At 52.6% G+C, this 24,984-nt stretch carries 26 protein-coding genes; 15 read left to right on the forward strand and 11 right to left on the reverse strand.

The features are described 5' to 3' along the window. Positions 1-38: 38 nt before the first annotated feature. Together tig and bolA are read right to left on the reverse strand one after the other, a co-directional pair. The gene (gene tig / locus NNO04_RS08430; RefSeq protein ID WP_162378945.1) at positions 39-1,337 is read right to left on the reverse strand and encodes a trigger factor; all 1,299 of its coding nucleotides are present in this window, start codon (positions 1,335-1,337) and stop codon (positions 39-41) included. Between the two features lie 347 nt (positions 1,338-1,684). Next, on the reverse strand, positions 1,685-2,002 hold the full coding sequence (gene bolA, locus NNO04_RS08435; protein WP_271444275.1) for a transcriptional regulator BolA: 318 nt from the start codon (positions 2,000-2,002) through the stop codon (positions 1,685-1,687). A 304-nt stretch (positions 2,003-2,306) separates the two neighbouring features. Here bolA and NNO04_RS08440 point away from each other — a divergent pair, with 304 nt between their 5' ends. The 7 genes from NNO04_RS08440 to cyoE all read left to right on the forward strand — a co-directional run bounded on the left by NNO04_RS08440 (position 2,307) and on the right by cyoE (position 9,657). Next, positions 2,307-2,885, forward strand: coding sequence for a lipoprotein (locus tag NNO04_RS08440; protein ID WP_162378947.1), 579 nt, complete (start codon positions 2,307-2,309; stop codon positions 2,883-2,885). A gap of 44 nt (positions 2,886-2,929) precedes the next feature. Beyond that, entirely contained in the window at positions 2,930-4,405 is a 1,476-nt protein-coding gene (gene ampG, locus NNO04_RS08445) for a muropeptide MFS transporter AmpG (RefSeq protein WP_271444276.1), read from the forward strand. A 457-nt stretch (positions 4,406-4,862) separates the two neighbouring features. Beyond that, positions 4,863-5,819, forward strand: a complete 957-nt coding sequence (cyoA, locus tag NNO04_RS08450) for a cytochrome o ubiquinol oxidase subunit II (RefSeq protein WP_271444277.1) — start codon at positions 4,863-4,865, stop codon at positions 5,817-5,819. Positions 5,820-5,830: 11 nt separating this feature from the next. Next, positions 5,831-7,822 carry a cytochrome o ubiquinol oxidase subunit I gene (gene cyoB / locus NNO04_RS08455; protein ID WP_271444278.1) on the forward strand — a complete coding sequence of 664 codons (1,992 nt, stop codon included), beginning with the start codon at positions 5,831-5,833 and terminating at the stop codon, positions 7,820-7,822. Then, positions 7,812-8,426, forward strand: a complete 615-nt coding sequence (locus tag NNO04_RS08460; RefSeq protein WP_271444279.1) for a cytochrome o ubiquinol oxidase subunit III — start codon at positions 7,812-7,814, stop codon at positions 8,424-8,426. The genes cyoB and NNO04_RS08460 overlap by 11 nt, the downstream gene beginning before the upstream one ends. After that, positions 8,426-8,755 (forward strand): cytochrome o ubiquinol oxidase subunit IV, encoded by a 330-nt coding sequence (locus tag NNO04_RS08465; protein WP_162378952.1) that lies wholly within the window; start codon positions 8,426-8,428, stop codon positions 8,753-8,755. The genes NNO04_RS08460 and NNO04_RS08465 overlap by 1 nt, the downstream gene beginning before the upstream one ends. Before the next feature lie 11 nt (positions 8,756-8,766). Then, positions 8,767-9,657: a heme o synthase gene (gene cyoE, locus NNO04_RS08470; RefSeq protein WP_271444280.1), complete on the forward strand. Its 891-nt coding sequence runs from the start codon at positions 8,767-8,769 to the stop codon at positions 9,655-9,657. A 66-nt stretch (positions 9,658-9,723) separates the two neighbouring features. Here the strand turns inward: cyoE and NNO04_RS08475 are convergent, their stop codons facing one another. Together NNO04_RS08475 and NNO04_RS08480 are read right to left on the reverse strand one after the other, a co-directional pair. After that, positions 9,724-10,083: a DUF1493 family protein gene (locus NNO04_RS08475; protein ID WP_271444281.1), complete on the reverse strand. Its 360-nt coding sequence runs from the start codon at positions 10,081-10,083 to the stop codon at positions 9,724-9,726. Further along, entirely contained in the window at positions 10,083-10,532 is a 450-nt protein-coding gene (locus tag NNO04_RS08480) for an STM2901 family protein (RefSeq protein ID WP_271444282.1), read from the reverse strand. Before NNO04_RS08480 ends, NNO04_RS08475 begins: the two co-directional genes overlap by 1 nt. Positions 10,533-10,727: 195 nt before the next feature. On the opposite strand from NNO04_RS08480, the gene NNO04_RS08485 reads away from it, so the two are divergent. Then, positions 10,728-12,092 (forward strand): MFS transporter, encoded by a 1,365-nt coding sequence (locus NNO04_RS08485; protein WP_271444283.1) that lies wholly within the window; start codon positions 10,728-10,730, stop codon positions 12,090-12,092. A gap of 107 nt (positions 12,093-12,199) precedes the next feature. On the opposite strand, the gene NNO04_RS08490 is transcribed toward NNO04_RS08485, so the two are convergent. Further along, entirely contained in the window at positions 12,200-12,691 is a 492-nt protein-coding gene (locus NNO04_RS08490; protein WP_162378955.1) for a YajQ family cyclic di-GMP-binding protein, read from the reverse strand. Between the two features lie 113 nt (positions 12,692-12,804). Between NNO04_RS08490 and panE the strand changes: the two genes are divergently transcribed. The 3 genes from panE to NNO04_RS08505 are packed head-to-tail and all read left to right on the forward strand — an operon-like array spanning position 12,805 to position 15,398. Further along, on the forward strand, positions 12,805-13,716 hold the full coding sequence (panE, locus tag NNO04_RS08495) for a 2-dehydropantoate 2-reductase (protein ID WP_271444284.1): 912 nt from the start codon (positions 12,805-12,807) through the stop codon (positions 13,714-13,716). Then, positions 13,679-14,269 carry a protein deglycase YajL gene (yajL, locus tag NNO04_RS08500; protein WP_271444285.1) on the forward strand — a complete coding sequence of 197 codons (591 nt, stop codon included), beginning with the start codon at positions 13,679-13,681 and terminating at the stop codon, positions 14,267-14,269. Before panE ends, yajL begins: the two co-directional genes overlap by 38 nt. Positions 14,270-14,318: 49 nt before the next feature. Then, positions 14,319-15,398, forward strand: coding sequence for a hypothetical protein (locus tag NNO04_RS08505; protein ID WP_271444286.1), 1,080 nt, complete (start codon positions 14,319-14,321; stop codon positions 15,396-15,398). A gap of 96 nt (positions 15,399-15,494) precedes the next feature. Here NNO04_RS08505 and thiI read toward each other — a convergent pair whose 3' ends face one another. Next, entirely contained in the window at positions 15,495-16,943 is a 1,449-nt protein-coding gene (thiI, locus tag NNO04_RS08510; RefSeq protein ID WP_271444287.1) for a tRNA uracil 4-sulfurtransferase ThiI, read from the reverse strand. A 193-nt stretch (positions 16,944-17,136) separates the two neighbouring features. On the opposite strand from thiI, the gene xseB reads away from it, so the two are divergent. The 4 genes from xseB (at position 17,137) to NNO04_RS08530 (ending at position 21,246) form a co-directional block, all read left to right on the forward strand. Continuing rightward, positions 17,137-17,379 (forward strand): exodeoxyribonuclease VII small subunit, encoded by a 243-nt coding sequence (xseB, locus tag NNO04_RS08515; RefSeq protein ID WP_162378960.1) that lies wholly within the window; start codon positions 17,137-17,139, stop codon positions 17,377-17,379. A gap of 4 nt (positions 17,380-17,383) precedes the next feature. Continuing rightward, positions 17,384-18,283, forward strand: coding sequence for a (2E,6E)-farnesyl diphosphate synthase (gene ispA / locus NNO04_RS08520; protein ID WP_162378961.1), 900 nt, complete (start codon positions 17,384-17,386; stop codon positions 18,281-18,283). Positions 18,284-18,351: 68 nt separating this feature from the next. After that, a complete protein-coding gene (gene dxs / locus NNO04_RS08525; protein ID WP_271444288.1) occupies positions 18,352-20,214 on the forward strand; it encodes a 1-deoxy-D-xylulose-5-phosphate synthase in 1,863 nt (620 codons plus the stop codon). 57 nt (positions 20,215-20,271) lie between these two features. Continuing rightward, positions 20,272-21,246 (forward strand): aldo/keto reductase, encoded by a 975-nt coding sequence (locus NNO04_RS08530; RefSeq protein WP_271444289.1) that lies wholly within the window; start codon positions 20,272-20,274, stop codon positions 21,244-21,246. 86 nt (positions 21,247-21,332) lie between these two features. Here NNO04_RS08530 and pgpA read toward each other — a convergent pair whose 3' ends face one another. The 5 genes from pgpA to ribD form a co-directional block, all read right to left on the reverse strand. After that, positions 21,333-21,848 (reverse strand): phosphatidylglycerophosphatase A, encoded by a 516-nt coding sequence (gene pgpA / locus NNO04_RS08535; RefSeq protein ID WP_162378964.1) that lies wholly within the window; start codon positions 21,846-21,848, stop codon positions 21,333-21,335. Further along, positions 21,826-22,803: a thiamine-phosphate kinase gene (thiL, locus tag NNO04_RS08540; RefSeq protein ID WP_271444290.1), complete on the reverse strand. Its 978-nt coding sequence runs from the start codon at positions 22,801-22,803 to the stop codon at positions 21,826-21,828. Before thiL ends, pgpA begins: the two co-directional genes overlap by 23 nt. A 76-nt stretch (positions 22,804-22,879) precedes the next feature. Continuing rightward, positions 22,880-23,299 (reverse strand): transcription antitermination factor NusB, encoded by a 420-nt coding sequence (gene nusB, locus NNO04_RS08545; protein WP_162378966.1) that lies wholly within the window; start codon positions 23,297-23,299, stop codon positions 22,880-22,882. 19 nt (positions 23,300-23,318) lie between these two features. After that, positions 23,319-23,789 (reverse strand): 6,7-dimethyl-8-ribityllumazine synthase, encoded by a 471-nt coding sequence (gene ribH, locus NNO04_RS08550; RefSeq protein WP_046476205.1) that lies wholly within the window; start codon positions 23,787-23,789, stop codon positions 23,319-23,321. Positions 23,790-23,877: 88 nt separating this feature from the next. Beyond that, complete coding sequence (gene ribD / locus NNO04_RS08555; protein ID WP_271444291.1) at positions 23,878-24,981, reverse strand: bifunctional diaminohydroxyphosphoribosylaminopyrimidine deaminase/5-amino-6-(5-phosphoribosylamino)uracil reductase RibD; 1,104 nt, start codon at positions 24,979-24,981, stop codon at positions 23,878-23,880. Between the last annotated feature and the right edge of the window lie 3 nt (positions 24,982-24,984).

The raw sequence follows: 24,984 nt of genomic DNA on the forward strand, positions 1-24,984 counted from the left end.
GGGCTTTTGTGCGAATTTCGTGCTACTTAAGCAACGAATTACGCCTGCTGGTTCATCAGCTCGTTGAAGGAAGTGGCTTTTTCAGTCACATTCGCTTTCGCCAGAACGGCTTCAACAGCTTGTTCTTCCAGAGCGACGTTACGCATGTTGTCCATAAGTTCTTTGTTTTTGCTGTAGAACTCAACAACTTCTTTCGGATCTTCGTAAGCGGAAGCCATCTCTTCGATCAGGCCTTTAACACGCTCTTCGTCAGCTTTCAGCTCGTTGGTACGAATCACTTCGCCCAGCAGCAGGCCAACAACAACGCGGCGCTTAGCCTGTTCTTCGAACAGTTCACGCGGCAGTTCCAGAGCTTGTTTCTCGTTGCCGCCGAAACGCTGAGCAGCCTGACGACGCAGAACGTCGATTTCGCTGTCGATCAGTGCCGCAGGAACGTCGATGTCATTCGCTTTTACCAGACCTTCGATAGCCTGAGATTTAACACGGTTACGTACCGCGCCTTTCAGCTCGCGCTCCATGTTTTTACGCACTTCAGCACGCAGACCTTCTACGGAACCATCTTCAACGCCGAAACGTTTGATGAATTCAGCAGTCAGTTCCGGCAGCTCACGCTCTTCAACTTTTTTCAGGTTGATAACGAATTTAGCCGCTTTACCTTTCAGGTTTTCAGCGTGGTACTCTTCCGGGAAGGTCACGTCGATGGTGAACTCTTCGCCCGCTTTGTGGCCTTTGATACCGTCTTCAAAGCCCGGGATCATACGACCCTGGCCCATCGCCAGTACGAAGTCAGTCGCTTTACCGCCTTCGAACTCTTCACCGTCTACAGAACCGGTGAAATCGACAGTAACGCGGTCTTCTGCATCAACAGCGCCGTCTTTATCTTTCCAGGTCGCCTGCTGCTTACGCAGAGTATCCAGCATCACGTCAACGTCAGCGTCAGTCACTTCAACAACCGGTTTTTCAACTTCGATTGCGTCCAGACCTGTCAGCTCAACTTCCGGATAGACTTCAAACTCTACCGCGTAGGTGAAGTCTTCACCCAGCTTGTATTCGCCCGGAACGTAGTTCGGAGCACCCGCCGGGTTGATTTTTTCTTTGATAATCGCGTCAACGAAGTGACGGCTCATCAGATCGCCCAGAACGTCCTGGCGAACAGAAGCGCCATAACGCTGAGCAACAACATTCATCGGTACTTTGCCCTTACGGAAGCCGTCAATACGTACTTTCTTCGCTACGTTGACCAGCTCGCTTTTCACAGCGGTCTCGATGCTGTCAGCAGCGATTGTAATCGTTACACGGCGGCCAAGGCCTTGAGTGGTTTCAACTGAAACTTGCATCTTGTTACCTCAAAAAATCACAGTGCTCGGTCAACTCTACTCCGCAAGCACAGGTTGTTGGCTTCGCGGAACTGGGATGTTCTCTTAATCAATCACATTCCCTGTCGTCAGAATCATCCCGAAGACATTCCGAAAAATAAGACGCCGCATTATAGCGGCATCACTTTTATGAGTCGAGAACGGTTATCGCGCGTTGCTGCGGCTTTTTTCACAATTCCCGGCTAATTTTTGTCTGAATACTGCACTACCCGTTCAAAATTCAGACAAAACAAAACGGCCCGCAGGCCGTTTTCACATAATCTGTAGCAACATACTGGAAAAGCGTCAGTTGTTGCAAATGCGTTTTTCTACGCGATGCTCCCTGCTCCACGACAAGGAGGCGACGCGAAAACCGTATCCTGCAACCCTTCCCACTCCTTAATGGTGTAGGTATGCAGCGCCAGCGCATGTACGGTTGTGGAGAGTTCCGCCGTTAACGTACTGTAAATCATCCGATGACGATTAAGAAAACGTTCGCCAGTGAAGCGATCGCTGACCAGCACAACTTTAAAATGGCTTTCAGAGCCTGCCGGAACATTGTGACGATAGCTTTCATCCACAACTTCAAGGAACACGGGTTGGAACGTTGTCCTTAATTTTTCTTCTATTTGCTCACGTATCATCATGAAATATCTCCTCCGACAACGCTGAGATGTCACCCATCCCTTTAAATACTAGCCGCTTTTACCGCTTCCATTACACTCTTACAACAAAAATTTAGCGTTCGTCTGATTTTCTCATTCAAACGTATGAAGTTTACTGACTTACCTGTCCATTTGAAGCTCAAAAACCGGGGTAGAGTGCCCCGAGGGTCAGAAAACCGACAACGCAATGAATTTACATGCGTTGAGCACTTCCCCTCGCCGTTGGCAATGTTATGATGGCGGGAATTTTTTTCTATCACGCTTAAGAGTCACTGAGAGTTCGAACATGTTAAAAAAAATCCTCTTTCCGTTAGTTGCTCTGGTTATGCTGGCTGGATGCGCAACACCGCCAACAACGATTGATGTCTCTCCCAAAATTTCCCTACCGCAGCAGGACCCGAGTCTGATGGGAGTTACCGTCAGCATTAATGGCGCCGATCAGCGTCCGGATCAAGCACTGGCGAAAGTGACCCGCGACAACCAAATGGTAACCCTGACCGCGTCTCGCGATCTGCGCTTCTTGCTGCAAGAAGTGCTGGAAAAGCAGATGACCGCACGCGGCTACATGGTAGGCCCGAACGGTCCGGTAAACCTGCAAATTATTGTTAGCCAACTGTATGCCGATGTGTCTCAGGGCAGCGTCCGCTACAACATCGCGACCAAAGCTGACATCGCTATCATCGCGACCGCGGCAAACGGCAACAAGATGACCAAAAACTACCGCGCAAGCTATTCTGTTGAAGGCGCACTGCAGGCCTCTAACAAGAATATTGCTGATGCCGTTAACAGCGTCCTGACCGACACCATCGCTGATATGTCTCAGGACACCAGCGTTCACGATTTCATTAAGCAGAACGCACGTTAATTTCTGCCCTCAGGCCCGGCATAACGCCGGGCCCGTAGAAGCCCATGTCCAGTCACTATTTACGTATATTTCAGCAACCGCGTTCCGCTATCCTGTTGATTCTGGGGTTCGCTTCCGGTTTACCTCTCGCGCTGACGTCAGGCACACTTCAGGCCTGGATGACCGTTGAGAACATCGATCTTAAAACCATTGGTTTCTTTTCCTTAGTGGGACAGGCCTACGTTTTTAAGTTTCTCTGGTCGCCCATCATGGACCGCTACACACCGCCTTTTTTAGGTCGTCGTCGCGGCTGGCTACTCACCACACAGTTTCTGTTGCTGATTTCCATTGCGGCAATGGGTTTCCTGGAACCCGGAACGCAATTACGCTGGATGGCCGCGCTGGCAGTGGTTATCGCCTTCTGTTCGGCGTCGCAGGATATTGTTTTTGACGCCTGGAAGACCGATGTGCTGCCCGCCGAGGAACGTGGGACTGGCGCGGCGATCAGCGTGTTGGGTTATCGCCTGGGCATGTTGGTTTCCGGTGGACTAGCTCTCTGGATGGCAGACCGCTGGCTCGGCTGGCAAGGCATGTACTGGCTGATGGCAGCCTTACTGATCCCCTGCATTATTGCCACACTGCTCGCCCCTGAACCCGCCGATAGCATCCCGGTGCCCAAAACGCTGGAACAGGCGGTCGCGGCGCCATTGCGTGACTTTTTTGGTCGCAACAACGCCTGGCTGATTCTGCTGCTCATCGTGCTCTATAAACTGGGCGACGCCTTTGCCATGAGCCTGACCACCACCTTTTTGATTCGCGGCGTCGGTTTTGACGCCGGTGAAGTTGGCGTAGTGAATAAAACGCTGGGATTGCTGGCCACCATTGTGGGTGCACTGTACGGCGGAGTGTTGATGCAGCGTCTTTCGCTGTTTCGCGCGTTATTGATCTTCGGCATTCTACAAGGCGCTTCAAACGCTGGATATTGGTTACTGTCAGTCACCGACAAGCACATGTTCAGCATGGGCGCGGCTGTGTTTTTCGAAAACCTGTGCGGCGGTATGGGGACGGCAGCATTTGTCGCGCTGCTCATGACCTTATGCAACAAATCATTTTCCGCCACTCAATTTGCATTGCTTTCCGCACTCTCTGCGGTAGGCCGCGTCTATGTTGGCCCCGTCGCGGGCTGGTTTGTCGAGGCCCACGGCTGGCCAACGTTCTATCTCTTTTCCGTCGCCGCCGCCGTTCCGGGGCTGCTGCTGCTGCTGGTTTGTCGTCAAACGCTGGAACACAGTTGGGAAAGCGAAAGCTTTATTCCGCGCACTGAATTTCGCCGGGCCTATAGTCTGGCCTTGCTCACACTGACAACAGGTTGTTGCTTACTGGTTGTGTGGCTGCTGTTGCTGACAATGAATGCCGCAGATTACACCAATTTCTCGTTCCTGCCTGCGATGCTGGAAACGGGCGTGGTGGTCGCCGTGTGCGGTATTGTGTTCGGCGGATTGCTCGATTATCTGGCGCTGCGGAAAACGCGCTTGCTGTAAAGAAAATGTTATTTGCCGTTGTAATAACATGCCGTAATTATAACGGTCAAATAACCATCAACTAATAAAAATTATATTTGTTCTTTTGTGCTCAATAGAATTTGGAAATTATTGACAATTTCACCGCCCCCTATTTTCCTTACACGATTCAGCCGATGAGTATTTAATTTTCCGTTTTTTAATTGTCCATTTATTGATAATGAGTTGTTAATTAATTGTTTTATTTTTGCATTGGTTATACCAATTGCCCTCCCTGTCTCAGTGGATCACCCACTTTCGTTATAACGTCATGTCGCAACAGGTTCTTAAAGTCAATTCAACACACCTTGCAACATATGTGACACGTGCGGCAGAACCCGGTAACACAGATCCAATCATGTTTACAGTAATGTAACCTTCCCGTAAAATGCCCACACACTTTAAACGCCACCAGGTCCCGTGGAATTGAGGTCGTTAAATGAGACTCAGGAAATACAATAAAAGTTTGGGATGGTTGTCATTAATTGCAGGCGCTACATTACTTAGTGGCTGTAATTCTGCGCTGCTTGACCCCAAAGGACAGATAGGACTGGAACAACGTTCGCTGATACTGACGGCATTTGGCCTGATGTTGATTGTCGTTATTCCCGCTATCTTGATGGCTGTTGGTTTCGCCTGGAAGTATCGTGCGAGCAATAAAGATGCGAAGTACAGCCCGAACTGGTCACACTCCAATAAAGTGGAAGCTGTGGTCTGGACGGTGCCTATCTTAATCATCATCTTCCTTGCCGTACTTACCTGGAAAACCACTCACGCACTTGAGCCAAGCAAACCGCTGGCACATGACGAGAAGCCCATTACCATCGAAGTGGTTTCCATGGACTGGAAATGGTTCTTCATCTATCCGGAACAGGGCATTGCAACCGTAAATGAGATCGCCTTCCCGGCGAACACACCGGTTGAGTTCAAAGTGACCTCCAATTCCGTGATGAACTCCTTCTTTATCCCGCGTCTGGGTAGCCAGATCTATGCCATGGCCGGTATGCAAACGCGTTTGCATCTGATCGCCAACGAAGTCGGTACCTATGATGGTATCTCCGCAAGTTACAGCGGACCAGGCTTCTCCGGCATGAAGTTCAAGGCTATTGCCACACCGGATCGCGCCGCATTCGACCAGTGGGTTGCTAAAGCGAAACAGTCTTCGAACACCATGAATGATATGGCGGCGTTCGAAAAAGTGGCTGCACCAAGCGAATACAACCAGGTGGAATATTTCTCCGCTGTGAAACCAGATTTGTTTAAAGACGTTATTAACAAATTCATGGCTCACGGTAAGAGCATGGACATGGCCCACCCTTCAGCCGAGCACAGCTCACATGAAGGAATGGAAGGCATGGACATGAGCCACGCGGAATCCGCCCATTCAGGGGGTTGAGGAAGAAAACGATGTTAGGAAAATTAACACTGGATGCAGTCCCGTTCCATGAACCTATCGTCATGGTTACGATCGCTGCCATTATCATCGGTGGAGCGGCCTTACTGGGCCTTATCACTTACTTCGGTAAGTGGACCTACCTGTGGAAAGAGTGGCTAACTTCGGTTGACCACAAACGCCTTGGCATCATGTATGTCATCGTCGCTATCGTCATGCTGCTGCGTGGCTTTGCGGATGCGGTCATGATGCGTAGTCAGCAGGCGCTGGCCTCGGCCGGGGAAGCAGGTTTCCTGCCGCCTCACCACTACGACCAGATCTTCACGGCGCACGGCGTGATTATGATCTTCTTCGTGGCAATGCCATTTGTTATCGGTCTGATGAACCTGGTGGTTCCTCTGCAGATCGGCGCACGTGACGTTGCCTTCCCGTTCCTGAACAACCTGAGCTTCTGGTTCACCGTTGTCGGTGTCATTCTGGTTAACGTGTCTCTGGGCGTCGGTGAGTTCGCACAGACTGGTTGGCTGGCGTATCCGCCGCTTTCGGGAATAGAGTACAGTCCAAGTGTCGGGGTAGATTACTGGATCTGGAGTCTCCAGCTCTCCGGTATCGGTACGACGCTAACCGGTATCAACTTCTTCGTGACAATTCTGAAGATGCGTGCGCCGGGGATGACCATGTTCAAGATGCCGGTATTTACCTGGGCATCGCTGTGTGCGAACGTGCTGATCATCGCTTCGTTCCCTATTCTGACAGTAACCATCGCGCTGCTGACCCTCGATCGCTATCTGGGCACCCATTTCTTTACCAACGATATGGGCGGCAACATGATGATGTACATCAACCTGATTTGGGCCTGGGGCCATCCGGAAGTGTACATTCTGATTCTGCCAGTGTTTGGGGTGTTCTCCGAAGTCGCAGCGACCTTCTCGCGTAAGCGCCTGTTTGGTTACACCTCACTGGTGTGGGCAACCGTGTGTATTACCGTGCTGTCGTTCATCGTCTGGCTGCACCACTTCTTCACTATGGGTGCGGGTGCGAACGTAAACGCCTTCTTCGGTATCACCACAATGATTATCGCCATCCCGACCGGGGTGAAGATTTTCAACTGGCTGTTCACCATGTACCAGGGGCGTATCGTATTCCACTCCGCGATGCTGTGGACCATCGGTTTCATCGTCACCTTCTCTGTAGGTGGTATGACGGGTGTTCTGCTGGCGGTACCGGGTGCCGACTTCGTTCTGCATAACAGCCTGTTCCTGATTGCCCACTTCCACAACGTTATCATCGGCGGCGTGGTCTTCGGTTGCTTCGCGGGTATGACTTACTGGTGGCCAAAAGCGTTTGGCTACACCTTGAACGAAACCTGGGGTAAACGCGCATTCTGGTGCTGGATCATCGGTTTCTTCGTGGCATTTATGCCGCTGTACGTGCTGGGCTTTATGGGGATGACCCGTCGTCTCAGCCAGCAGATCGATCCGCAGTTCCACGCCATGCTGATGATTGCCGCTTGCGGCGCCGCGCTGATTGCGCTGGGTATCCTGTGTCTGGTAATTCAGATCTACGTGTCTATTCGCGACCGCGACCAGAACCGTGACCTGACTGGCGACCCATGGGGTGGCCGTACGCTGGAGTGGGCTACCTCTTCCCCGCCTCCGTTCTATAACTTTGCCGTTGTGCCGCACGTTCATGAGCGTGATGCCTTCTGGGAAATGAAAGAAAAAGGCGAAGCGTACAAACAGCCTGCGCACTATGAAGAAATTCATATGCCGAAAAACAGCGGCGCGGGCATTGTGATTGCCGCCTTCGCGACACTCTTCGGTTTCGCCATGATCTGGCATATCTGGTGGCTGGCGATTGCAAGCTTCGCAGGCATGATCATCAGCTGGATTGTGAAAAGCTTTGACGAGGACGTGGACTACTACGTACCAGTCCCGGAAGTCGAAAAACTGGAAAATCAGCATTTCGCTGAGATTTCTAAGGCAGGGCTGAAAAATGGCAACTGATACTTTAACGCACGCGACTGCCCACGCGCACGAACACGGGCACCACGATGCAGGCCAGACCAAAATCTTCGGATTTTGGATCTACCTGATGAGCGACTGCATTCTGTTCTCTATTCTGTTTGCAACCTATGCCGTTCTGGTGAACGGCACTGCAGGTGGCCCAACAGGTAAGGACATTTTTGAACTGCCGTTCGTTCTGGTAGAAACGTTCCTGCTGTTGTTCAGCTCCATCACCTACGGCATGGCGGCGATCGCCATGTACAAGAACAACAAGAGCCAGGTCATCTCCTGGCTGGTGCTGACCTGGCTGTTTGGCGCAGGCTTCATCGGGATGGAAATCTATGAGTTCCATCACCTGGTTGTTGAAGGTATGGGTCCGGATCGCAGTGGCTTCCTGTCTGCGTTCTTCGCGCTGGTTGGTACGCACGGTCTGCACGTCACCTCCGGTCTTATCTGGATGGCAGTGCTGATGGTGCAAATCGCCCGTCGCGGCCTGACCAGCACTAACCGTACCCGCATCATGTGCCTGAGCCTGTTCTGGCACTTCCTGGATGTGGTGTGGATCTGTGTGTTCACTGTTGTTTATCTGATGGGGGCGATGTAATGAGTCATTCTACCGAACATAGCGGCGCGTCCCATGGCAGCGTAAAAACCTACATGACAGGATTTATCCTGTCGATCATCCTGACGGTCATCCCGTTCTGGATGGTGATGACAGGTTCTGCCTCTCCAGCCGTAATTCTGGGGACGATTCTTGCGATGGCAGTGGTACAGATTCTGGTGCATCTGGTGTGCTTCCTGCACATGAACACCAAATCTGATGAAGGCTGGAACATGACGGCTTTCGTCTTTACCGTGTTGATCATCGCCATCCTGGTTGTGGGCTCCATCTGGATTATGTGGAACCTCAACTACAACATGATGATGCACTAAGAGCGGCGAGTATGATGTTTAAGCAATACCTGCAAGTAACGAAACCAGGCATCATCTTTGGCAACCTGATCTCGGTGATTGGGGGATTCCTGCTGGCCTCAAAAGGCAGCATCGACTATCCCCTGTTTATCTACACGCTGATCGGTGTGTCACTGGTTGTGGCGTCGGGTTGTGTATTTAACAACTACATCGACAGGGATATCGACAGGAAGATGGAAAGGACCAAGAATCGGGTGCTGGTAAAAGGCCTGATCTCTCCTAACGTCTCGCTGGTGTACGCCACCCTGCTGGGTATTGCTGGCTTCATGCTGCTGTGGTTTGGCGCTAACCCTCTGGCCTGCTGGCTGGGGGTGATGGGCTTCGTGGTGTATGTTGGCGTCTATAGCCTGTACATGAAACGCCACTCCGTTTACGGCACGCTGATTGGCTCTCTCTCCGGCGCTGCGCCGCCGGTGATTGGCTACTGCGCCGTAACGGGCGAGTTCGACAGCGGCGCATTGATTCTGCTGGCGATCTTTAGCCTGTGGCAAATGCCGCACTCCTATGCCATCGCGATTTTCCGCTTTAAGGATTATCAGGCAGCCAATATCCCGGTTCTGCCGGTGGTCAAAGGCATTTCGGTCGCGAAAAACCACATCACGCTGTACATCATTGCGTTTGCAGTGGCCACGCTGATGCTAACCCTCGGCGGCTACGCAGGTTACAAATACCTGATCGTCGCAGCGGCGGTAAGCGTCTGGTGGCTCGGCATGGCGCTGCGCGGTTACAAAGTGGAAGATGATAAGGTCTGGGCGCGTAAGCTCTTCGGCTTCTCCATCATCGCCATTACCGCGCTCTCCGTGATGATGTCCGTCGACTTTATGGTGCCGAATTCGCAAAACCTGCTGACCTACGTCTGGTAAGTCAAACATCGCTTAAAAAGGGCGCTCCGGCGCCCTTTTTTATTTTTCGCGTTGTTTTTACTGACGTTAAGTATCGTCTTTTGAATTACTATTACCGATTTCAAATAACCATTTACCCGCCTCCGCTGATTCCGCAAACATCCTTACGGTTAAAGGCAAGCGTGTTGCCTCTACTTCTTCCCGTTTGGCTTTGAACCAGCGCGTCAGAAGTGGTGTATTTTCCCAGGGGAAGTAACGAGTCCAGTTAACCTCTGATAAATCAACATCAAATGCTTTCTGAAAAGCTTCAATTGCATCTGAAAGATCGTCTCGGGGCTCATTGAATAGATCTGTGTCCAGTTCTAACAGGATCTCTTTTCCGTTCTTATCCTCTTCTCCGGGTATCTCTTTCCTGAAAAGTTCCAACACGGCGTCTTGTATTTCCATTAGAAAGATGTCCACTGTATACGATCTTTTGAACGTGCAATCATATTGTATTTATTCTGCGTACGACGTGAGACTTGATAAATAGTATTCGTTAATGCCACCCACCCTATCCAGGGGCAGTAACGCCCAATCACTGTTGCAAGTTTGTTAGTTTTCCTCATAGAAAAACCAACAGGTGTTTTAACCCGAAGACCAAAAGGTAAACGCATATCTCTCAGTATGATTCTTGCATACTTTGAGGCAATACTTGTGCCCGGTTCAGCACCTCGAGGTTTCTGCCTTGTATTTAACCATGGCTGACCTGCGAGAATAGCTGCGCCAGAATTAATGCCAATTCCTAGCTCATCGCAAAACTGTTCCAGAAAAATCAAATCAAATAGCTCGCCGGCAGTAAGATTGGCATGCCCGTGATACCAATATGTTCCATTAGCTTCTTCAGTCGTGTCCATATGTTCCTCCAGTATCCATCTGAAATCTTTTTGCGTTGCTTTAACTCAACGAAAAACACACCTAAATTATATTAAAACTACTAATTTCAATTACAACTAATGTGTTTTTCGTTGTTCACACATCTACATATCGTTGTGGTTTACCCCATTCCTTCCCCGCTTTACACTAGTCGCGAAATTTATACAGAGGTGGGAATGAACGATTACAAAATGACGCCGGGCGAGTTGCGCGCCACCTGGGGTTTAGGGACCGTATTTTCATTGCGCATGCTCGGCATGTTTATGGTCCTGCCTGTTCTGACCACTTATGGCATGGCGCTACAAGGCGCCAGTGAAGCCTTGATTGGGATTGCCATCGGCATTTACGGGCTGGCGCAGGCCGTTTTTCAGATCCCCTTCGGATTGCTCTCCGACCGTATTGGCCGCAAGCCGCTTATTGTCGGTGGTCTGGCGGTGTTTGTCGCCGGTAGCGTGATCGCCGCCCTCTCCCACTCGATTTGGGGAATCATTCTGGGGCGCGCCTTGCAGGGGTCCGGCGCCATCGCCGCCGCCGTTATGGCGCTGTTATCGGATTTAACCCGCGAGCAAAACCGCACCAAAGCGATGGCGTTTATCGGCGTCAGTTTTGGCATTACCTTCGCCATTGCGATGGTGCTTGGGCCAATCATCACTCACGCACTGGGGCTGAATGCCCTGTTCTGGATGATCGCGGTACTGGCCACCCTCGGTATTATTCTGACTGTCTGGGTGGTGCCGAACAGTACTAACCATGTACTGAACCGTGAATCCGGGATGGTAAAAGGCAGTTTCAGCAAGGTACTGGCCGAACCCAAACTGCTCAAGCTCAACTTCGGCATTATGTGCCTGCACATCCTGTTGATGTCTACTTTCGTCGCCCTCCCCGGTCAGCTCGCCGCAGCGGGTTTTCCCGCCGCCGAACACTGGAAAATTTACCTGGTCACCATGTTGATCTCGTTTGGTTCAGTGGTGCCTTTCATTATTTATGCTGAAGTAAAACGCAAAATGAAGCGGGTATTTCTGTGGTGCGTGGCGCTGATCCTGATTGCGGAAATTGTTCTGTGGAGCGCAAACGTCCATTTCTGGGGACTGATTGCCGGGGTTCAGCTTTTCTTTCTCGCCTTCAACCTGATGGAAGCTCTCCTCCCCTCACTCATCAGCAAAGAGTCTCCCGCCGGTTATAAAGGGACCGCAATGGGCGTCTACTCCACCAGCCAGTTCCTGGGCGTGGCGATTGGCGGCTCGTTGGGGGGATGGGTCGATGGGATGTTTGACGGTCAGGCGGTGTTTCTGGCGGGTGCCATGCTGAGCATCGTATGGCTGGCGGTTGCCAGTACCATGAAAGAACCGCCGTATGTCAGCAGCTTACGTGTCGAAATTCCACCGGATGTTGCCGCTGATGACACCCTTAAACAGCGTCTGATGACAAAAGATGGGGTGAGTGAAGTGTTGATTGTGGCGAGCGAACATTCCGCCTACGTGAAGATCGACAGCAAAGTGACTAATCGGTTTGAGGTCGAACAGGCAATCAAGCTGGGGTAAGAGATTCGTTTGCCGGATGGTGGCTACGCCTTTTCCGGCAAACGAATCGACATCGCCCGTAGGCCCGGTAGGCGTCAGCACCACCGGGCAATGTGTCGGATGACGACTTAATCGCGGAAGTTTTTAAACTGGAACGGCTGCCCCAGATCGCCGCCGCGCACCAGCGCCATCACGGACTGCAGATCGTCGCGAGCCTTACCGGTCACACGAATCTCTTCGCCCTGAATTTGCGCCTGTACTTTCAGCTTGCTGTCTTTAATCAGCTTGACGATTTTCTTCTGCACGGCGCTTTCAATGCCTTGTTTCAGCTTTGCTTCAACAAACCAGGTTTTACCGCTGTGCACGAAAGTTTCCGGTACGTCCAGAGACGTCCCTTCAATGCCGCGTTTCAGCAGCTTGGCACGCAAAATATCCAGCAGTTGATTGACCTGAAAATCAGATTCGCTCAGGACTTTGATCGTCTTATTCGCCTCGTTCAGCTCAAAAGTGGCCTCAACGCCCCGAAAATCAAAGCGTGACTCAACTTCGCGGCTCGCATTATCGACGGCGTTACGCGCTTCCTGAAGATCAACTTCAGACACAATATCGAAAGATGGCATCTTTTCCTCTCCCTCTGTTTTTGATGCGAAGCATAATACCTGCAAAGTTCCTCGACAGACAGCGCTATACTATGTGGAAGAACACCCGGTGCTGTTGCGGGTGAGGAGGAAGAATGAAAATAACCGTATTGGGATGCGGAGCCTTAGGGCAGCTTTGGCTTACAGCGCTGTGCAAACATGGACATGAAGTACAAGGCTGGCTGCGGGTACCGCAACCTTATTGCAGCGTGAACCTGCTCGAAATCGATGGTTCGATTTTTAATGAATCCCTGACGGCAAACGACCCCGATTTTCTCGCGAAAAGCGATCTGTTGCTGGTGACACTCAAAGCCTGGCAAGTCTCGGACGCCGTGAAAGGGCTTGCGGCACTTCTGCCGGTGACCACGCCGATTCTGTTGATTCACAATGGAATGGGCACTATTGAAGAACTGCAAAGCATTTCTCAACCACTGCTGATGGGCACCACCACCCATGCCGCAAGGCGCGATGGCAACATTATTATCCACGTCGCCAATGGGACAACGCGCATTGGCCCGGCGCGTGAGCAGGATGGTGATTACAGTTACCTCGCCGATCTCCTGCAGAACGTGTTGCCTGATGTTGCCTGGCACAACAATATACGTGCCGAAATGTGGCGCAAACTGGCCGTGAACTGTGTGGTCAATCCGCTCACTGCCCTGTGGGGCTGTCCAAATGGCGAACTACGACAACACCCTGAACAAATCATGCTGATCTGTCAGGAGGTGGCCGCCGTTATCGAACGTGAAGGGCACCATACCTCGGTGGATGATTTACGCTATTATGTTGAGCAAGTGATTGACAGTACGGCACAAAACATCTCATCCATGCTGCAGGATATTCGTGCTCTGCGCCATACAGAGATCGATTACATTACCGGCTACTTATTAAAACGCGCCCGCGCGCATGGTATTGCCGTTGTGGAAAACGCCCGTCTGTTTGAAATGATAAAGCGAAAGGAAAGTGAGTATGAGCGCTCAAGCACTGGTATGTCTCGCCCCTGGTAGTGAAGAGACCGAAGCGGTCACCACTATCGACCTATTGGTTCGTGGTGGTATTCAGGTCACGACGGCGAGTGTGGCCAGCGACGGGTCCCTGACTATCGTTTGTTCGCGTGGCGTGAAACTGCTCGCAGACGCACCGCTGGTGGAAGTGGCTGACGGCGATTTCGACATCATTGTGCTACCGGGTGGTATTAAAGGTGCCGAGTGTTTTCGCGACAGTCCGTTGCTGGTTGAAACGGTCAAACAGTTTCATCGTTCCGGACGTATCGTCGCGGCAATCTGCGCGGCGGCGGCAACGGTACTGGTGCCGCACGATATCTTCCCGCTCGGCAATATGACCGGCTTTCCCGCGCTGAAAGATAAAATCCCGGCTGAACAGTGGCAGGACAAACGGGTGGTATGGGACCCGCGAGTTAACCTGTTGACCAGTCAGGGGCCGGGGACATCTATCGACTTTGGTCTCAAAATCATTGACCTGCTGGTCGGACGCGAAAAGGCCCACCAGGTTGCGTCACAGTTAGTTATGGCGGCAGGCATTTATAACTACTACGAGTAATTTCAAGGCCACTCCAGCGGCCGACGTAATCTTAATAAAGGAATAACAGATGAAGGGATGTCTGATCGGAGTGGCTTTATGGTTATTTTCTGGCTGTGTGATGGCGACGCAGTTAGACATTAAGAACCTTAACTTTAGCTATCCTGAGAGTACGGAAATTCAGTATCGTCTCCCCTGGTTCACCTCAGCGGATAACCCACAAGCCGCAAAACGGATCAACGATTTTATCTTCTCCCGTTTTCTGAACCAGTTGCCGGGTACCGATCCGCAGGCCACGTTGAATAAGCTGGCGAAAGCGGGCATTGATGCCACCGCCAATCTGGACTATACCGTCGTATATCGTGACGGTAAGATACTGACATTAAACATCTTTGTGGAAGGCTGCGGTGCCTATTGCGAGTCTTACAATGTTCCACTGAGCTTCGATTTAGCGAGTGGCGCGAGTATCACCCTCAACGATCTGCTTTCCCCAGCCGCCATTGCCCAGTTAAATACCCGCGTCAGGAAAGATATTCGTTCCCAGATAACTACCTTTGTTGAAAAGCATAAGTCCGAGTGGGCAGAGCAAACCAAAGCCGGAACAGAGGAAGATTTTAATTACGAGGAGCTCTATGCCTCATGTGCAACGTATGAGGGCGGGCTGTTCTATGTCGATAGATTCTCACTGCAGAAAGGCGATCTCGTCTTCATTAATGGACGTTGCAGCAACCATGCAAGCCGCGCAATGGATGAACTCGGTGATTTCACGACGAAAATCGCCGCCGCAACGCTACACGACCAACTGACCCCCTACGGGAAGTCACTGATTTCCGGTAACAGTGAGAAGTCCCTCTCCCCTGCCCCCTCGCTTAACGACAAGTTAGTCTACGGCACGTTGGGGAAAAGTATGCGCATCGTGATGAATATCAGTTGTGATGAATCGGCTGCCAGCGGAGCCTATTATTATGAAAAGTATGGCTCACCTATCGAACTGACCGGCAAATGCGGCACGGAGAGTCTTCAGCACTATGAGTTGAAAACTACCGTCTCTGCGGAAGTCGAAGAGAAGATTACGCTGGATTTAAAAGGTGGCATTTATCAGGGTGTCTGGGAATCGAACGGGAAAACGCTTCCTGTCCGCTTTCAATAACAGTGTCAGATAGCCGATCGGTTGGTGAGAAGCGTCGCGACGCTTGATTTGCAGGATTAAACTTACCCCGGCGCAGATGGCCGGGGTAATCAACGATTACGGGCGATAGACCTTCACGTTCTCAAAGCCTTGCTCGCGCAGATACAGCGCCTGCAAACGGCTCATCACACCGCGTTCGCACCACAACAGCCAGGTTTTACTCTGGTCGAGATCGCCGAATTTGGTGCTCAGTTTGTAGAATGGCAGAGACACCACATCCACGCCTTCAACTTTCAGCGGCTTGTCATCCTGCTCATCCACAGAGCGAATATCCAGAATCACATCGTTGGGGCCAAAACCGCTGACAGTCTCAACTTCCACCACCTCTTGCTGGGTCTGCTGCGCAATTTCGCGAATATCAACATTGTTCGCTTCCTCAACCACTTTATCGAGGATGCTAAAGTCGAAGTTCTCTTCTTCCGCTTCAATCTTCGCCTTGATCGCTTTCACGGTCGGGCTTTTCGAGATCACACCGCAATATTCCGGCATGGTCCGCGCAAAGTCTTCAGTACCGATCTGGCGCGCCAGGTTGATAATGTGCTCTTTATCGTAAGAGATCAGCGGACGCAGGATCAGCGTATCGGAGACGTTATCGATCAAACGCAGGTTGGTCAGGGTCTGGCTGGACACCTGGCCCAGCGCTTCACCGGTCACCAGCGCCTGTACGCCATAACGTTCCGCCACTTTCGACGCCGCACGCACCATCATGCGTTTAAGCACCACGCCCATCTGGCCATCATCCACTTTTTCGAGGATCTCGCCGACCACCGGTTCAAAGTTGATCGCAACAAAACGCACGCGGTGCGAACTGCCGAAGCGGTTCCACAGATAGTGAGCAACCTGGCGCACGCCGATTTCATGCGCAGCACCGCCGAGGTTAAAGAAGCAATAATGTACGCGGCAGCCGCGACGCATCAGCATGTAGCTGGAAACGCCAGAGTCAAAACCGCCAGAAATCAGCGACAGGACATCTTCCTGCGTACCAATCGGGAAGCCGCCGATACCTTCATAACGACCTTTGATCAGCAGCAGGCGATCGTCTTCCACTTCCAGATGTACCGTCACATCCGGGTGGGTCAGTTTCACACGAGCGGACTCAATGTGTTGATTCAAACCACCGCCGACATAGCGTTCGACTTCAATAGAGCTGAATGGGTGTTTACCACGACGCTTGACGCGGACACAGAAGGTTTTGCCTTCCAGTTGGTCACGATACTGGACCAGCGCTTTCTCGAAGATATCGTGCATGTCGGTGAACGGCACATCTTCCACTTCAAGAATATGGTGGATACCCGGGATACGGGTCAGCGCGTCGCGAATCGCCAGACGCTGGTTTTCATCTTTGGCGCGCACCTCAATATTGTCCCAGTGGCGGACAACGGCGAGCGTCTCATCATAGTGCTTTAAAACGTTACGAATGTTTCCGGTCAAAATTTTTATAAAGCGCAAACGCACAGATTGGCTTTTGATGGTGATTTCCGGGAACAATTTAATGATAAACTTCATGGCGGCAATGGTTCGTTGGCAAGTCTAAAGGACTTGTTATGGGAAAAATACAGCAGCCCACACCTGCGGCTGCATCCAGGCGCGCAAGTATACCACCATCGCGCGCCTCCTGTGCACATTGCGCGTTATTTGATAATTGCCCTGAGTCCGCTACCATGGTGGGGCTGAAAATATTGAGAGTCAGACATTCATTATGCCGAAGAAAAACGAGGCGCCCGCCAGCTTTGAAACAGCGCTGAGCGAGCTGGAACAGATTGTTACCCGTCTGGAAAGTGGCGACCTGCCGCTGGAAGAGGCGCTGAACGAATTCGAACGTGGCGTGCAACTGGCACGTCAGGGGCAGGATAAGCTGCAACAGGCGGAACAGCGTGTGCGGATCCTGCTGACTGATAATGAAGACGCCTCACCCACGCCGTTTACACCGGACAACGAGTAAGTACATGGATTTTACGCAGCAGTTACAGGCTTGCGTTGAGCAAGCAAACCAGGCGTTGAGTCGTTTTATCGCACCACTGCCCTTTCAGAACACTCCCGTGGTTGAAACCATGCAATATGGCGCACTATTAGGCGGTAAGCGCCTGCGCCCATTTTTGGTTTACGCCACCGGTCAGATGTTTGGCGTCAGTATCACCACGCTGGATGCCCCGGCAGCCGCCGTTGAGTGCATACATGCATATTCATTGATCCATGATGATTTACCGGCAATGGACGACGATGATCTGCGTCGCGGCCTGCCGACCTGTCATGTAAAATTTGGTGAAGCCAATGCGATCCTCGCGGGCGATGCCCTGCAAACTCTGGCGTTCTCCATCATCAGCGACGCGCCGATGCCGGAAGTCGCCGATCGCGACCGTATCGCCATGATCTCAGAACTGGCAAACGCGAGCGGTATTGCGGGCATGTGCGGCGGACAGGCATTGGATCTCGATGCCGAAGGGAAACAGGTCCCCCTGGAAGCACTGGAACGGATCCACCGTCATAAAACAGGCGCATTGATCCGCGCCGCGGTTCGTCTCGGTGCCCTAAGTGCCGGAGAAAACGGACGAAATGCCCTGCCGATACTCGACAAATACGCAGAAAGTATCGGTTTAGCCTTCCAGGTTCAGGATGACATTCTGGATGTGGTGGGTGATACTGCAACGCTGGGTAAACGCCAGGGAGCTGACCAGCAACTTGGCAAAAGTACCTATCCTGCACTTTTGGGCCTTGAGCAAGCCCGAAATAAAGCCCAGGATCTGATTGATGACGCTCGCCAGTCTTTACGCCAACTGGCAGCATTGTCTCTCGATACTTCGGCACTGGAAGCGCTAGCGGACTACATAATCCAGCGTGATAAATAATTGACTACCCTGAGCAATGAATTGCAGTAGATACACTGCAATTTGGGTAAACAAACGATGAGTCTCTGATGAGTTTTGATATAGCCAAATACCCTACCCTGGCACTGGTCGATTCCACCCAGGAGTTACGTCTGCTCCCGAAAGAGAGCCTGCCGAAACTCTGCGACGAACTGCGCCGCTATTTACTCGACAGCGTAAGCCGTTCGAGTGGACACTTCGCCTCCGGGCTGGGCACGGTGGAACTGACCGTGGCATTGCACTATGTCTACAATACCCCGTTTGACCAGTTGATCTGGGACGTGGGGCATCAGGCTTATCCGCACAAAATTCTCACAGGTCGCCGCGATAAAATCGGCACCATTCGCCAGAAAGGCGGTTTACACCCCTTCCCGTGGCGCGAAGAGAGCGAGTACGACGTATTGAGCGTCGGCCACTCTTCCACCTCCATCAGCGCCGGAATTGGTATTGCCGTTGCCGCTGAAAAAGAAGGCAAAGATCGCCGCACCGTCTGTGTCATTGGTGACGGCGCCATCACCGCCGGGATGGCGTTTGAAGCGATGAACCATGCGGGCGATATCAAGCCGGACATGCTGGTTATTTTGAACGACAACGAAATGTCGATCTCCGAAAATGTCGGCGCGCTGAACAATCATCTGGCGCAGCTGCTTTCCGGCAAGCTGTACTCTTCGCTGCGTGAAGGCGGGAAGAAAGTCTTCTCCGGCGTACCACCGATTAAAGAGTTGCTCAAACGCACCGAAGAACATATCAAAGGCATGGTCGTCCCCGGCACCCTGTTTGAGGAGCTGGGCTTTAACTACATCGGGCCGGTCGATGGTCACGACGTCGTCGGACTTATCACCACGCTGAAGAACATGCGCGACCTGAAGGGACCGCAGTTCCTGCACATCATGACCAAGAAAGGCCGTGGTTACGAACCTGCAGAAAAAGATCCGATTACTTTCCACGCCGTTCCTAAATTTGATCCTTCCAGCGGTTGTCTGCCCAAAAGCAGCGGCGGTCTGCCGAGTTACTCGAAAATCTTCGGTGACTGGTTGTGTGAAACGGCGGCCAAAGACAACAAACTGATGGCCATCACACCGGCGATGCGTGAAGGTTCCGGGATGGTGGAGTTCTCACGTAAATTCCCCGATCGCTATTTCGACGTGGCGATTGCTGAACAACACGCGGTGACCTTTGCAGCCGGTCTGGCGATTGGTGGTTATAAGCCAGTGGTGGCGATTTACTCTACCTTCCTGCAACGCGCCTACGATCAGGTGCTGCACGATGTCGCCATTCAAAAACTGCCTGTGCTGTTTGCTATCGACCGGGCGGGAATTGTCGGTGCTGACGGGCAGACGCATCAGGGGGCCTTCGATCTCTCCTTCCTGCGCTGCATTCCGGAAATGGTCATCATGACGCCGAGCGACGAAAACGAATGTCGCCAGATGCTTTTCACCGGCTATCACTACAACGAGGGTCCTGCCGCCGTACGTTATCCGCGCGGCAATGCGGTAGGCGTTGAACTGACGCCGCTGGAAAAACTGCCAATTGGGAAAGGTATCGTCAGACGCCACGGTGAAAAACTGGCGATTCTGAATTTCGGTACGCTGATGCCAGAAGCGGCCAAAGTGGCGCAGTCGCTCAATGCGACCTTAGTCGATATGCGATTTGTGAAACCGCTGGATGAAACGTTGATTCTGGAAATGGCGGCTCGCCACGAGGCGATGGTCACGATCGAAGAGAACGCCATCATGGGCGGTGCAGGCAGCGGTGTCAACGAAGTGCTGATGGCGCATCGTAAACCTGTGCCGGTGCTTAACCTCGGTTTGCCAGACCATTTCATCCCACAAGGTACTCAGGACGAAGCCCGTGCAGAACTGGGGCTCAATGCTGAAGGTATCGAGGCCAGAATCAAAGCCTGGCTGGCGTAACTCCCCTCCTCACTCCTGCTATGCTTGAACGATGACCAGCAAAGCAGGAGTGGTATCATGCAATACAATACGTTAGGAAAAACTGACCTCCGGGTCTCTCGCCTCTGCCTGGGCTGCATGACGTTCGGTGAACCGGATCGCGGCAATCACGCCTGGACACTACCAGAAGAAAGCAGTCGCCCCATCATTCAACGCGCACTCGCAGGCGGCATTAATTTCTTCGATACCGCCAACAGTTATTCCGACGGAAGCAGCGAAGAAATTGTCGGGCGCGCCCTGCGAGATTTTGCCCGTCGCGAAGACGTTGTGGTCGCGACTAAAGTCTTTTATCCCGTCGGCAACCTGCCGGAAGGCTTGTCCAGAGCGCAAATTTTGCGTTCCATTGATGACAGCCTCACCCGTCTTGGCATGGAGTATGTCGACCTCCTGCAAATTCACCGCTGGGACTACAACACGCCCATTGAAGAGACGCTGGAAGCCCTGAACGACGTGGTAAAGGCCGGCAAGGCACGCTACATCGGCGCTTCTTCCATGTACGCGGCACAATTTGCTCAGGCACTGGCGATCCAGAAACAGCATGGCTGGGCGCAGTTCGTCAGCATGCAGGATCACTACAACCTTATCTATCGCGAAGAAGAGCGCGAAATGCTGCCGCTGTGTTACCAGGAAGGTGTGGCGGTGATCCCCTGGAGTCCGCTGGCACGTGGACGCCTGACGCGCCCCTGGGGTGAAACCACCGCCCGTCTGATCTCCGATGAGGTTGGCAAAAATTTGTACAATGAGAGCGATGAAAATGACGCGCAAATCGCCGCACGTCTGGCAGGCGTCAGTGAAGAGCTTGGCGCGACGCGTGCCCAGGTCGCACTGGCCTGGCTGCTGAGTAAACGTGGCGTTGCTGCGCCGATTATCGGTACATCACGCGAAGAACAGCTGGATGAACTGCTGAATGCCGTAGATTTAACGCTGCAGCCGGAGCAGATTGCCGAGCTGGAAACACCGTACAAGCCGCATCCGGTGGTGGGATTTAAGTAATGTGGCAATGCCCGGTGGCGCTACGTTTCCCGTGCCTACACAAACCCGTAGGCCGGATAAGCGCAGCGTCGTCCGGCAAGATGCGTTTAAATCAACCCAATCGGCCAGTGATGTCCGATGAAATACAGTATCCCGGCGGAAATCACGCCCGCGACGATATCATCGACCATAATCCCCATCCCGCCATGAACGTTGCGGTCAAACCAGCGGATCGGCCAGGGTTTCCACATATCAAAAATACGGAAAATCACAAACCCTGCAGCCACCCACTGCCAGGCCGTGGTGGGCAACGCCATCAGGGTTATCCACATCCCGATAAACTCGTCCCACACAATGCTGCCGTGATCGTGTACGCCCATATCCTTCGCCGTCTGATGGCAAAGATAAACACCGATACAGATCCCGAGCATCACCACCAGAGAGTAAAGCTGCCAGGGTAAAAATGTCATCAGATACCAAAAAGGGATCGCCGCGAGCGATCCCATCGTACCCGGCACGACAGGACTCAGCCCGCTGCCAAATCCTGTCGCCAATAAATGCCACGGATTACATAGTGTTAACCGACTTTTCGCGACATCTTTATGGCGTGGCAAAATGGTCATATCCTTTCCAGTCAAAGGTGACAGGATTTCCGTCACGCACAAAATTCATGCCTTCCACATCCGCGCTCATTTGCCCAATGCAGGTAAACGGGACGCCAAGCTGACCAATGGCCACATCCAGCGCACCGCGGTTAATTTCCGGGACGGTGAAGCATAACTCATAGTCTTCACCGCCGGAGAGCGCCCAGCGCAGCGCCTGCTCGGGTGCCACATGACGGGAGAACGCAGTGGAGTACGGTAATGCGTCTACCTCAACGCGAGCGCCGCAACCGCTGGCAGTGACAATATGGCCCAGATCCGAGATCAGTCCATCGGAGAGATCGATAGCCGAGCTCGCCAGATCGCGCAGCGCCTGGCCGATCAAAATACGCGGCGTGGGGCGTAAATGGCGCTTCAGCAGATACTCTGCATCTTTCGCCTCTGTGACCTGTAATCGATTCTGTAAAATCGCCAGCCCTGCGGCGCTGTCACCCGGTGTCCCTGTCACGTAGATCCAGTCGCCCGGTTTCGCACCTGAGCGCTTTAAGGCGCGCCCCGTGGGGACATAACCATGAATACCCAGCGTCATCGACAACGGTCCACGAGTGGTATCGCCGCCGATCAACTGCATATCGTAATAATTGAGTTGTTCAAACAGACTGTCACTGAACGCGGCGAGCCAGGTTTCGTTCACATCAGGGAGCGTCAATGCCAGCGTTAACCAGGCAGGGTTGGCCCCCATCGCAGCCAGATCGCTTAAATTGACCGCCAGCGCCTTATAGGCCAGATCGGCAGGATCAATATCAGGAAGAAAGTGGTTGCCCGCCACCAGCGTATCAGTGCTGATTGCCAGGGTCTGTTTTTCAGGGATATTCAGGAGAGCGCAATCGTCACCAATGCCGGTTTCGACATCGAAGCGAGAACTTCTTACACGGTCAAAATAACGGGCAATCAGGGAGAACTCGCCGCATGCCATACGTTATGCCTCAGCAGGAAAAAAGAAAAGGCCGTCAGGCAAGCGGAAACATCCCGCTCTTCTGACGGCCTGGTGATTACTTTTTGTTGGGGCGAATCACAGGTGCTGCTTTATCCAGTACGCCGTTGACGAACTTGTGGCTATCTTCGGCACCGAAGGTTTTCGCCAGTTCGATAGCTTCGTTAATGGCCACTTTATAAGGCACATCACTACGTTTGGACAGTTCAAACAGCGCAATACGCAGCACCGCTTTTTCTACCTGACCCAGTTCATCCAGCAGACGAGACAGGTAAGGTTTCATCAATCCGTCCAGGTACGCGGTATTAGTCGCCACCCCGGACAGCAGTTCACGGAAGTACAGTACGTCTACATCTTTTACGTCCTGTTCCGCCAGGAACTGGTATTCAACATCAGCGATGTCGTTCTGGGACAACTGCCAGGAGTAGAGTGCCTGAACGGCACACTCACGGGCGCGGCGACGAGCAGCAGGTTTCACGGATTTCCCCTTACAAAAATCAGGCCTTAATGGCTTTCAATACATTAATCATTTCAAGCGCGGTCAGTGCAGCTTCAGCGCCCTTATTACCGGCTTTAGTGCCAGCACGTTCGATAGCTTGTTCAATACTTTCAGTGGTGAGAACACCAAAGGCTACCGGGATTTCGCTTTCCTGAGCGACATGCGCCAGGCCATTGCTTGCCCCGCCAGCGACATATTCGAAGTGTGCAGTACCGCCACGGATAACGGTACCCAGCGCAATCACCGCGTCATATTTACCGGTTTTTGCCAGTGCGCCTGCCGCCAGCGGCAACTCATACGCACCTGGAACCCAAACGACAGTAATGTTTTCATCTTTTACCTGACCAATACGTTTCAGGGCGTCAATCGCACCTTCGAGCAGGCTGTCATTGATAAAGTTGTTGAAACGCGCAATGGTGATGGCGACGCGAGCATCCGGGGTAGCAACGTTAGCTTCAATAATGTTCATACTCTTCCTTCGGGTTCATTTGTGGCCCCGCAGGGGGGCGGATTTTATCATAATATTTTGTGCGCTGCTTCCCTTTCGAACCGGGAGATCATGCACCCACTAAATGCAGGCAAATATCCGGACCTACATGGCGTATCTCGTTGAATTTAAAATGGGGGGCCTGACTTAATTTCTCAAGCCCCGGCAGTACACATAATCCCCGGGCGTCGCTTCCTAACAGTTTAGGCGCAACATAAACGATAAGCTCATCCACTAATCCAGCCTGTAACAGCGCTCCAGCCAGCGTCGGCCCGGCTTCTACCCAGAGACTGTTAATTTGCTGTTTGCCAAGCTGCATCATCAGCAGGACAAGGTCAAGATGACCGTTGTGCTCCGGGATGATGAGTGACTGCACGCCTTCCGGCCAGTTGCGATCGTCACGCTGTGTGCGGGCAAACCAGGTTTCACCCGGCTGCTGCACAATGCGATGTTCTGGTGTGACGCGGTTCTGGCTGTCGATAACAATGCGCACCGGCTGGCGCAGATTTTCCTGCGGATAAATCGCCTGCGTATCCGCATTCAGTTCATCCCAGCGCACCGTTAATGCCGGATCGTCAGCCAGCACCGTCGCACTACTGGTCAGAATGGCATGGCTTTGCGCGCGCAAACGCTGCACGTCACGCCGCGCCTGTGGCGAGGTTACCCACTGGCTTTCGCCGCTGGCCATTGCCGTACGGCCATCGAGTGAAGCGCCGAGCTTCAGCTGTATATACGGGAATCCCGTACGCATCCGCTTGAGAAAGCCTTTATTCAATGCTTCCACTTCGCTCATCATCAGCCCGTGGCTCACGTCAATTCCGGCTTGTTGCAGACGATAGAGCCCACGTCCCGCCACCTGCGGGTTGGGGTCCTGCATGGCCGCGACGACGCGGGTGACGCCCGCCGCCACTAATGCGTCACAGCACGGCGGCGTACGACCATGATGGCTGCACGGCTCCAGCGTGACATACGCAGTGGCACCTTTGGCTTTCTCACCTGCCATTCGCAACGCATGGACTTCAGCATGAGGTTCACCGGCGCGATGATGATAGCCTTCACCAACAATCTCGCCCTCTTTGACGATCACGCAACCTACGTTCGGGTTGGGATGGGTGGTGAACCGCCCGCGCGCAGCAAGTTTAAGCGCTCGCGCCATGTAAAACTCATCCATCATGGC

It is taken from the genome of Citrobacter sp. Awk 4, assembly GCF_028069725.1.
In the GTDB taxonomy this organism is placed as follows: Bacteria; Pseudomonadota; Gammaproteobacteria; order Enterobacterales; family Enterobacteriaceae; genus Citrobacter_D.

Coding starts and splice junctions, on each gene's coding strand:
- tig (WP_162378945.1), bottom strand. CDS start 1,337: ATGCAAGTTTCAGTTGAAACCACTCAAGGCCTTGGCCGCCGTGTAACG.
- bolA (WP_271444275.1), bottom strand. CDS start 2,002: ATGATGATACGTGAGCAAATAGAAGAAAAATTAAGGACAACGTTCCAA.
- NNO04_RS08440 (WP_162378947.1), top strand. CDS start 2,307: ATGTTAAAAAAAATCCTCTTTCCGTTAGTTGCTCTGGTTATGCTGGCT.
- ampG (WP_271444276.1), top strand. CDS start 2,930: ATGTCCAGTCACTATTTACGTATATTTCAGCAACCGCGTTCCGCTATC.
- cyoA (WP_271444277.1), top strand. CDS start 4,863: ATGAGACTCAGGAAATACAATAAAAGTTTGGGATGGTTGTCATTAATT.
- cyoB (WP_271444278.1), top strand. CDS start 5,831: ATGTTAGGAAAATTAACACTGGATGCAGTCCCGTTCCATGAACCTATC.
- NNO04_RS08460 (WP_271444279.1), top strand. CDS start 7,812: ATGGCAACTGATACTTTAACGCACGCGACTGCCCACGCGCACGAACAC.
- NNO04_RS08465 (WP_162378952.1), top strand. CDS start 8,426: ATGAGTCATTCTACCGAACATAGCGGCGCGTCCCATGGCAGCGTAAAA.
- cyoE (WP_271444280.1), top strand. CDS start 8,767: ATGATGTTTAAGCAATACCTGCAAGTAACGAAACCAGGCATCATCTTT.
- NNO04_RS08475 (WP_271444281.1), bottom strand. CDS start 10,083: ATGGAAATACAAGACGCCGTGTTGGAACTTTTCAGGAAAGAGATACCC.
- NNO04_RS08480 (WP_271444282.1), bottom strand. CDS start 10,532: ATGGACACGACTGAAGAAGCTAATGGAACATATTGGTATCACGGGCAT.
- NNO04_RS08485 (WP_271444283.1), top strand. CDS start 10,728: ATGAACGATTACAAAATGACGCCGGGCGAGTTGCGCGCCACCTGGGGT.
- NNO04_RS08490 (WP_162378955.1), bottom strand. CDS start 12,691: ATGCCATCTTTCGATATTGTGTCTGAAGTTGATCTTCAGGAAGCGCGT.
- panE (WP_271444284.1), top strand. CDS start 12,805: ATGAAAATAACCGTATTGGGATGCGGAGCCTTAGGGCAGCTTTGGCTT.
- yajL (WP_271444285.1), top strand. CDS start 13,679: ATGAGCGCTCAAGCACTGGTATGTCTCGCCCCTGGTAGTGAAGAGACC.
- NNO04_RS08505 (WP_271444286.1), top strand. CDS start 14,319: ATGAAGGGATGTCTGATCGGAGTGGCTTTATGGTTATTTTCTGGCTGT.
- thiI (WP_271444287.1), bottom strand. CDS start 16,943: ATGAAGTTTATCATTAAATTGTTCCCGGAAATCACCATCAAAAGCCAA.
- xseB (WP_162378960.1), top strand. CDS start 17,137: ATGCCGAAGAAAAACGAGGCGCCCGCCAGCTTTGAAACAGCGCTGAGC.
- ispA (WP_162378961.1), top strand. CDS start 17,384: ATGGATTTTACGCAGCAGTTACAGGCTTGCGTTGAGCAAGCAAACCAG.
- dxs (WP_271444288.1), top strand. CDS start 18,352: ATGAGTTTTGATATAGCCAAATACCCTACCCTGGCACTGGTCGATTCC.
- NNO04_RS08530 (WP_271444289.1), top strand. CDS start 20,272: ATGCAATACAATACGTTAGGAAAAACTGACCTCCGGGTCTCTCGCCTC.
- pgpA (WP_162378964.1), bottom strand. CDS start 21,848: ATGACCATTTTGCCACGCCATAAAGATGTCGCGAAAAGTCGGTTAACA.
- thiL (WP_271444290.1), bottom strand. CDS start 22,803: ATGGCATGCGGCGAGTTCTCCCTGATTGCCCGTTATTTTGACCGTGTA.
- ribH (WP_046476205.1), bottom strand. CDS start 23,789: ATGAACATTATTGAAGCTAACGTTGCTACCCCGGATGCTCGCGTCGCC.
- ribD (WP_271444291.1), bottom strand. CDS start 24,981: ATGATGGATGAGTTTTACATGGCGCGAGCGCTTAAACTTGCTGCGCGC.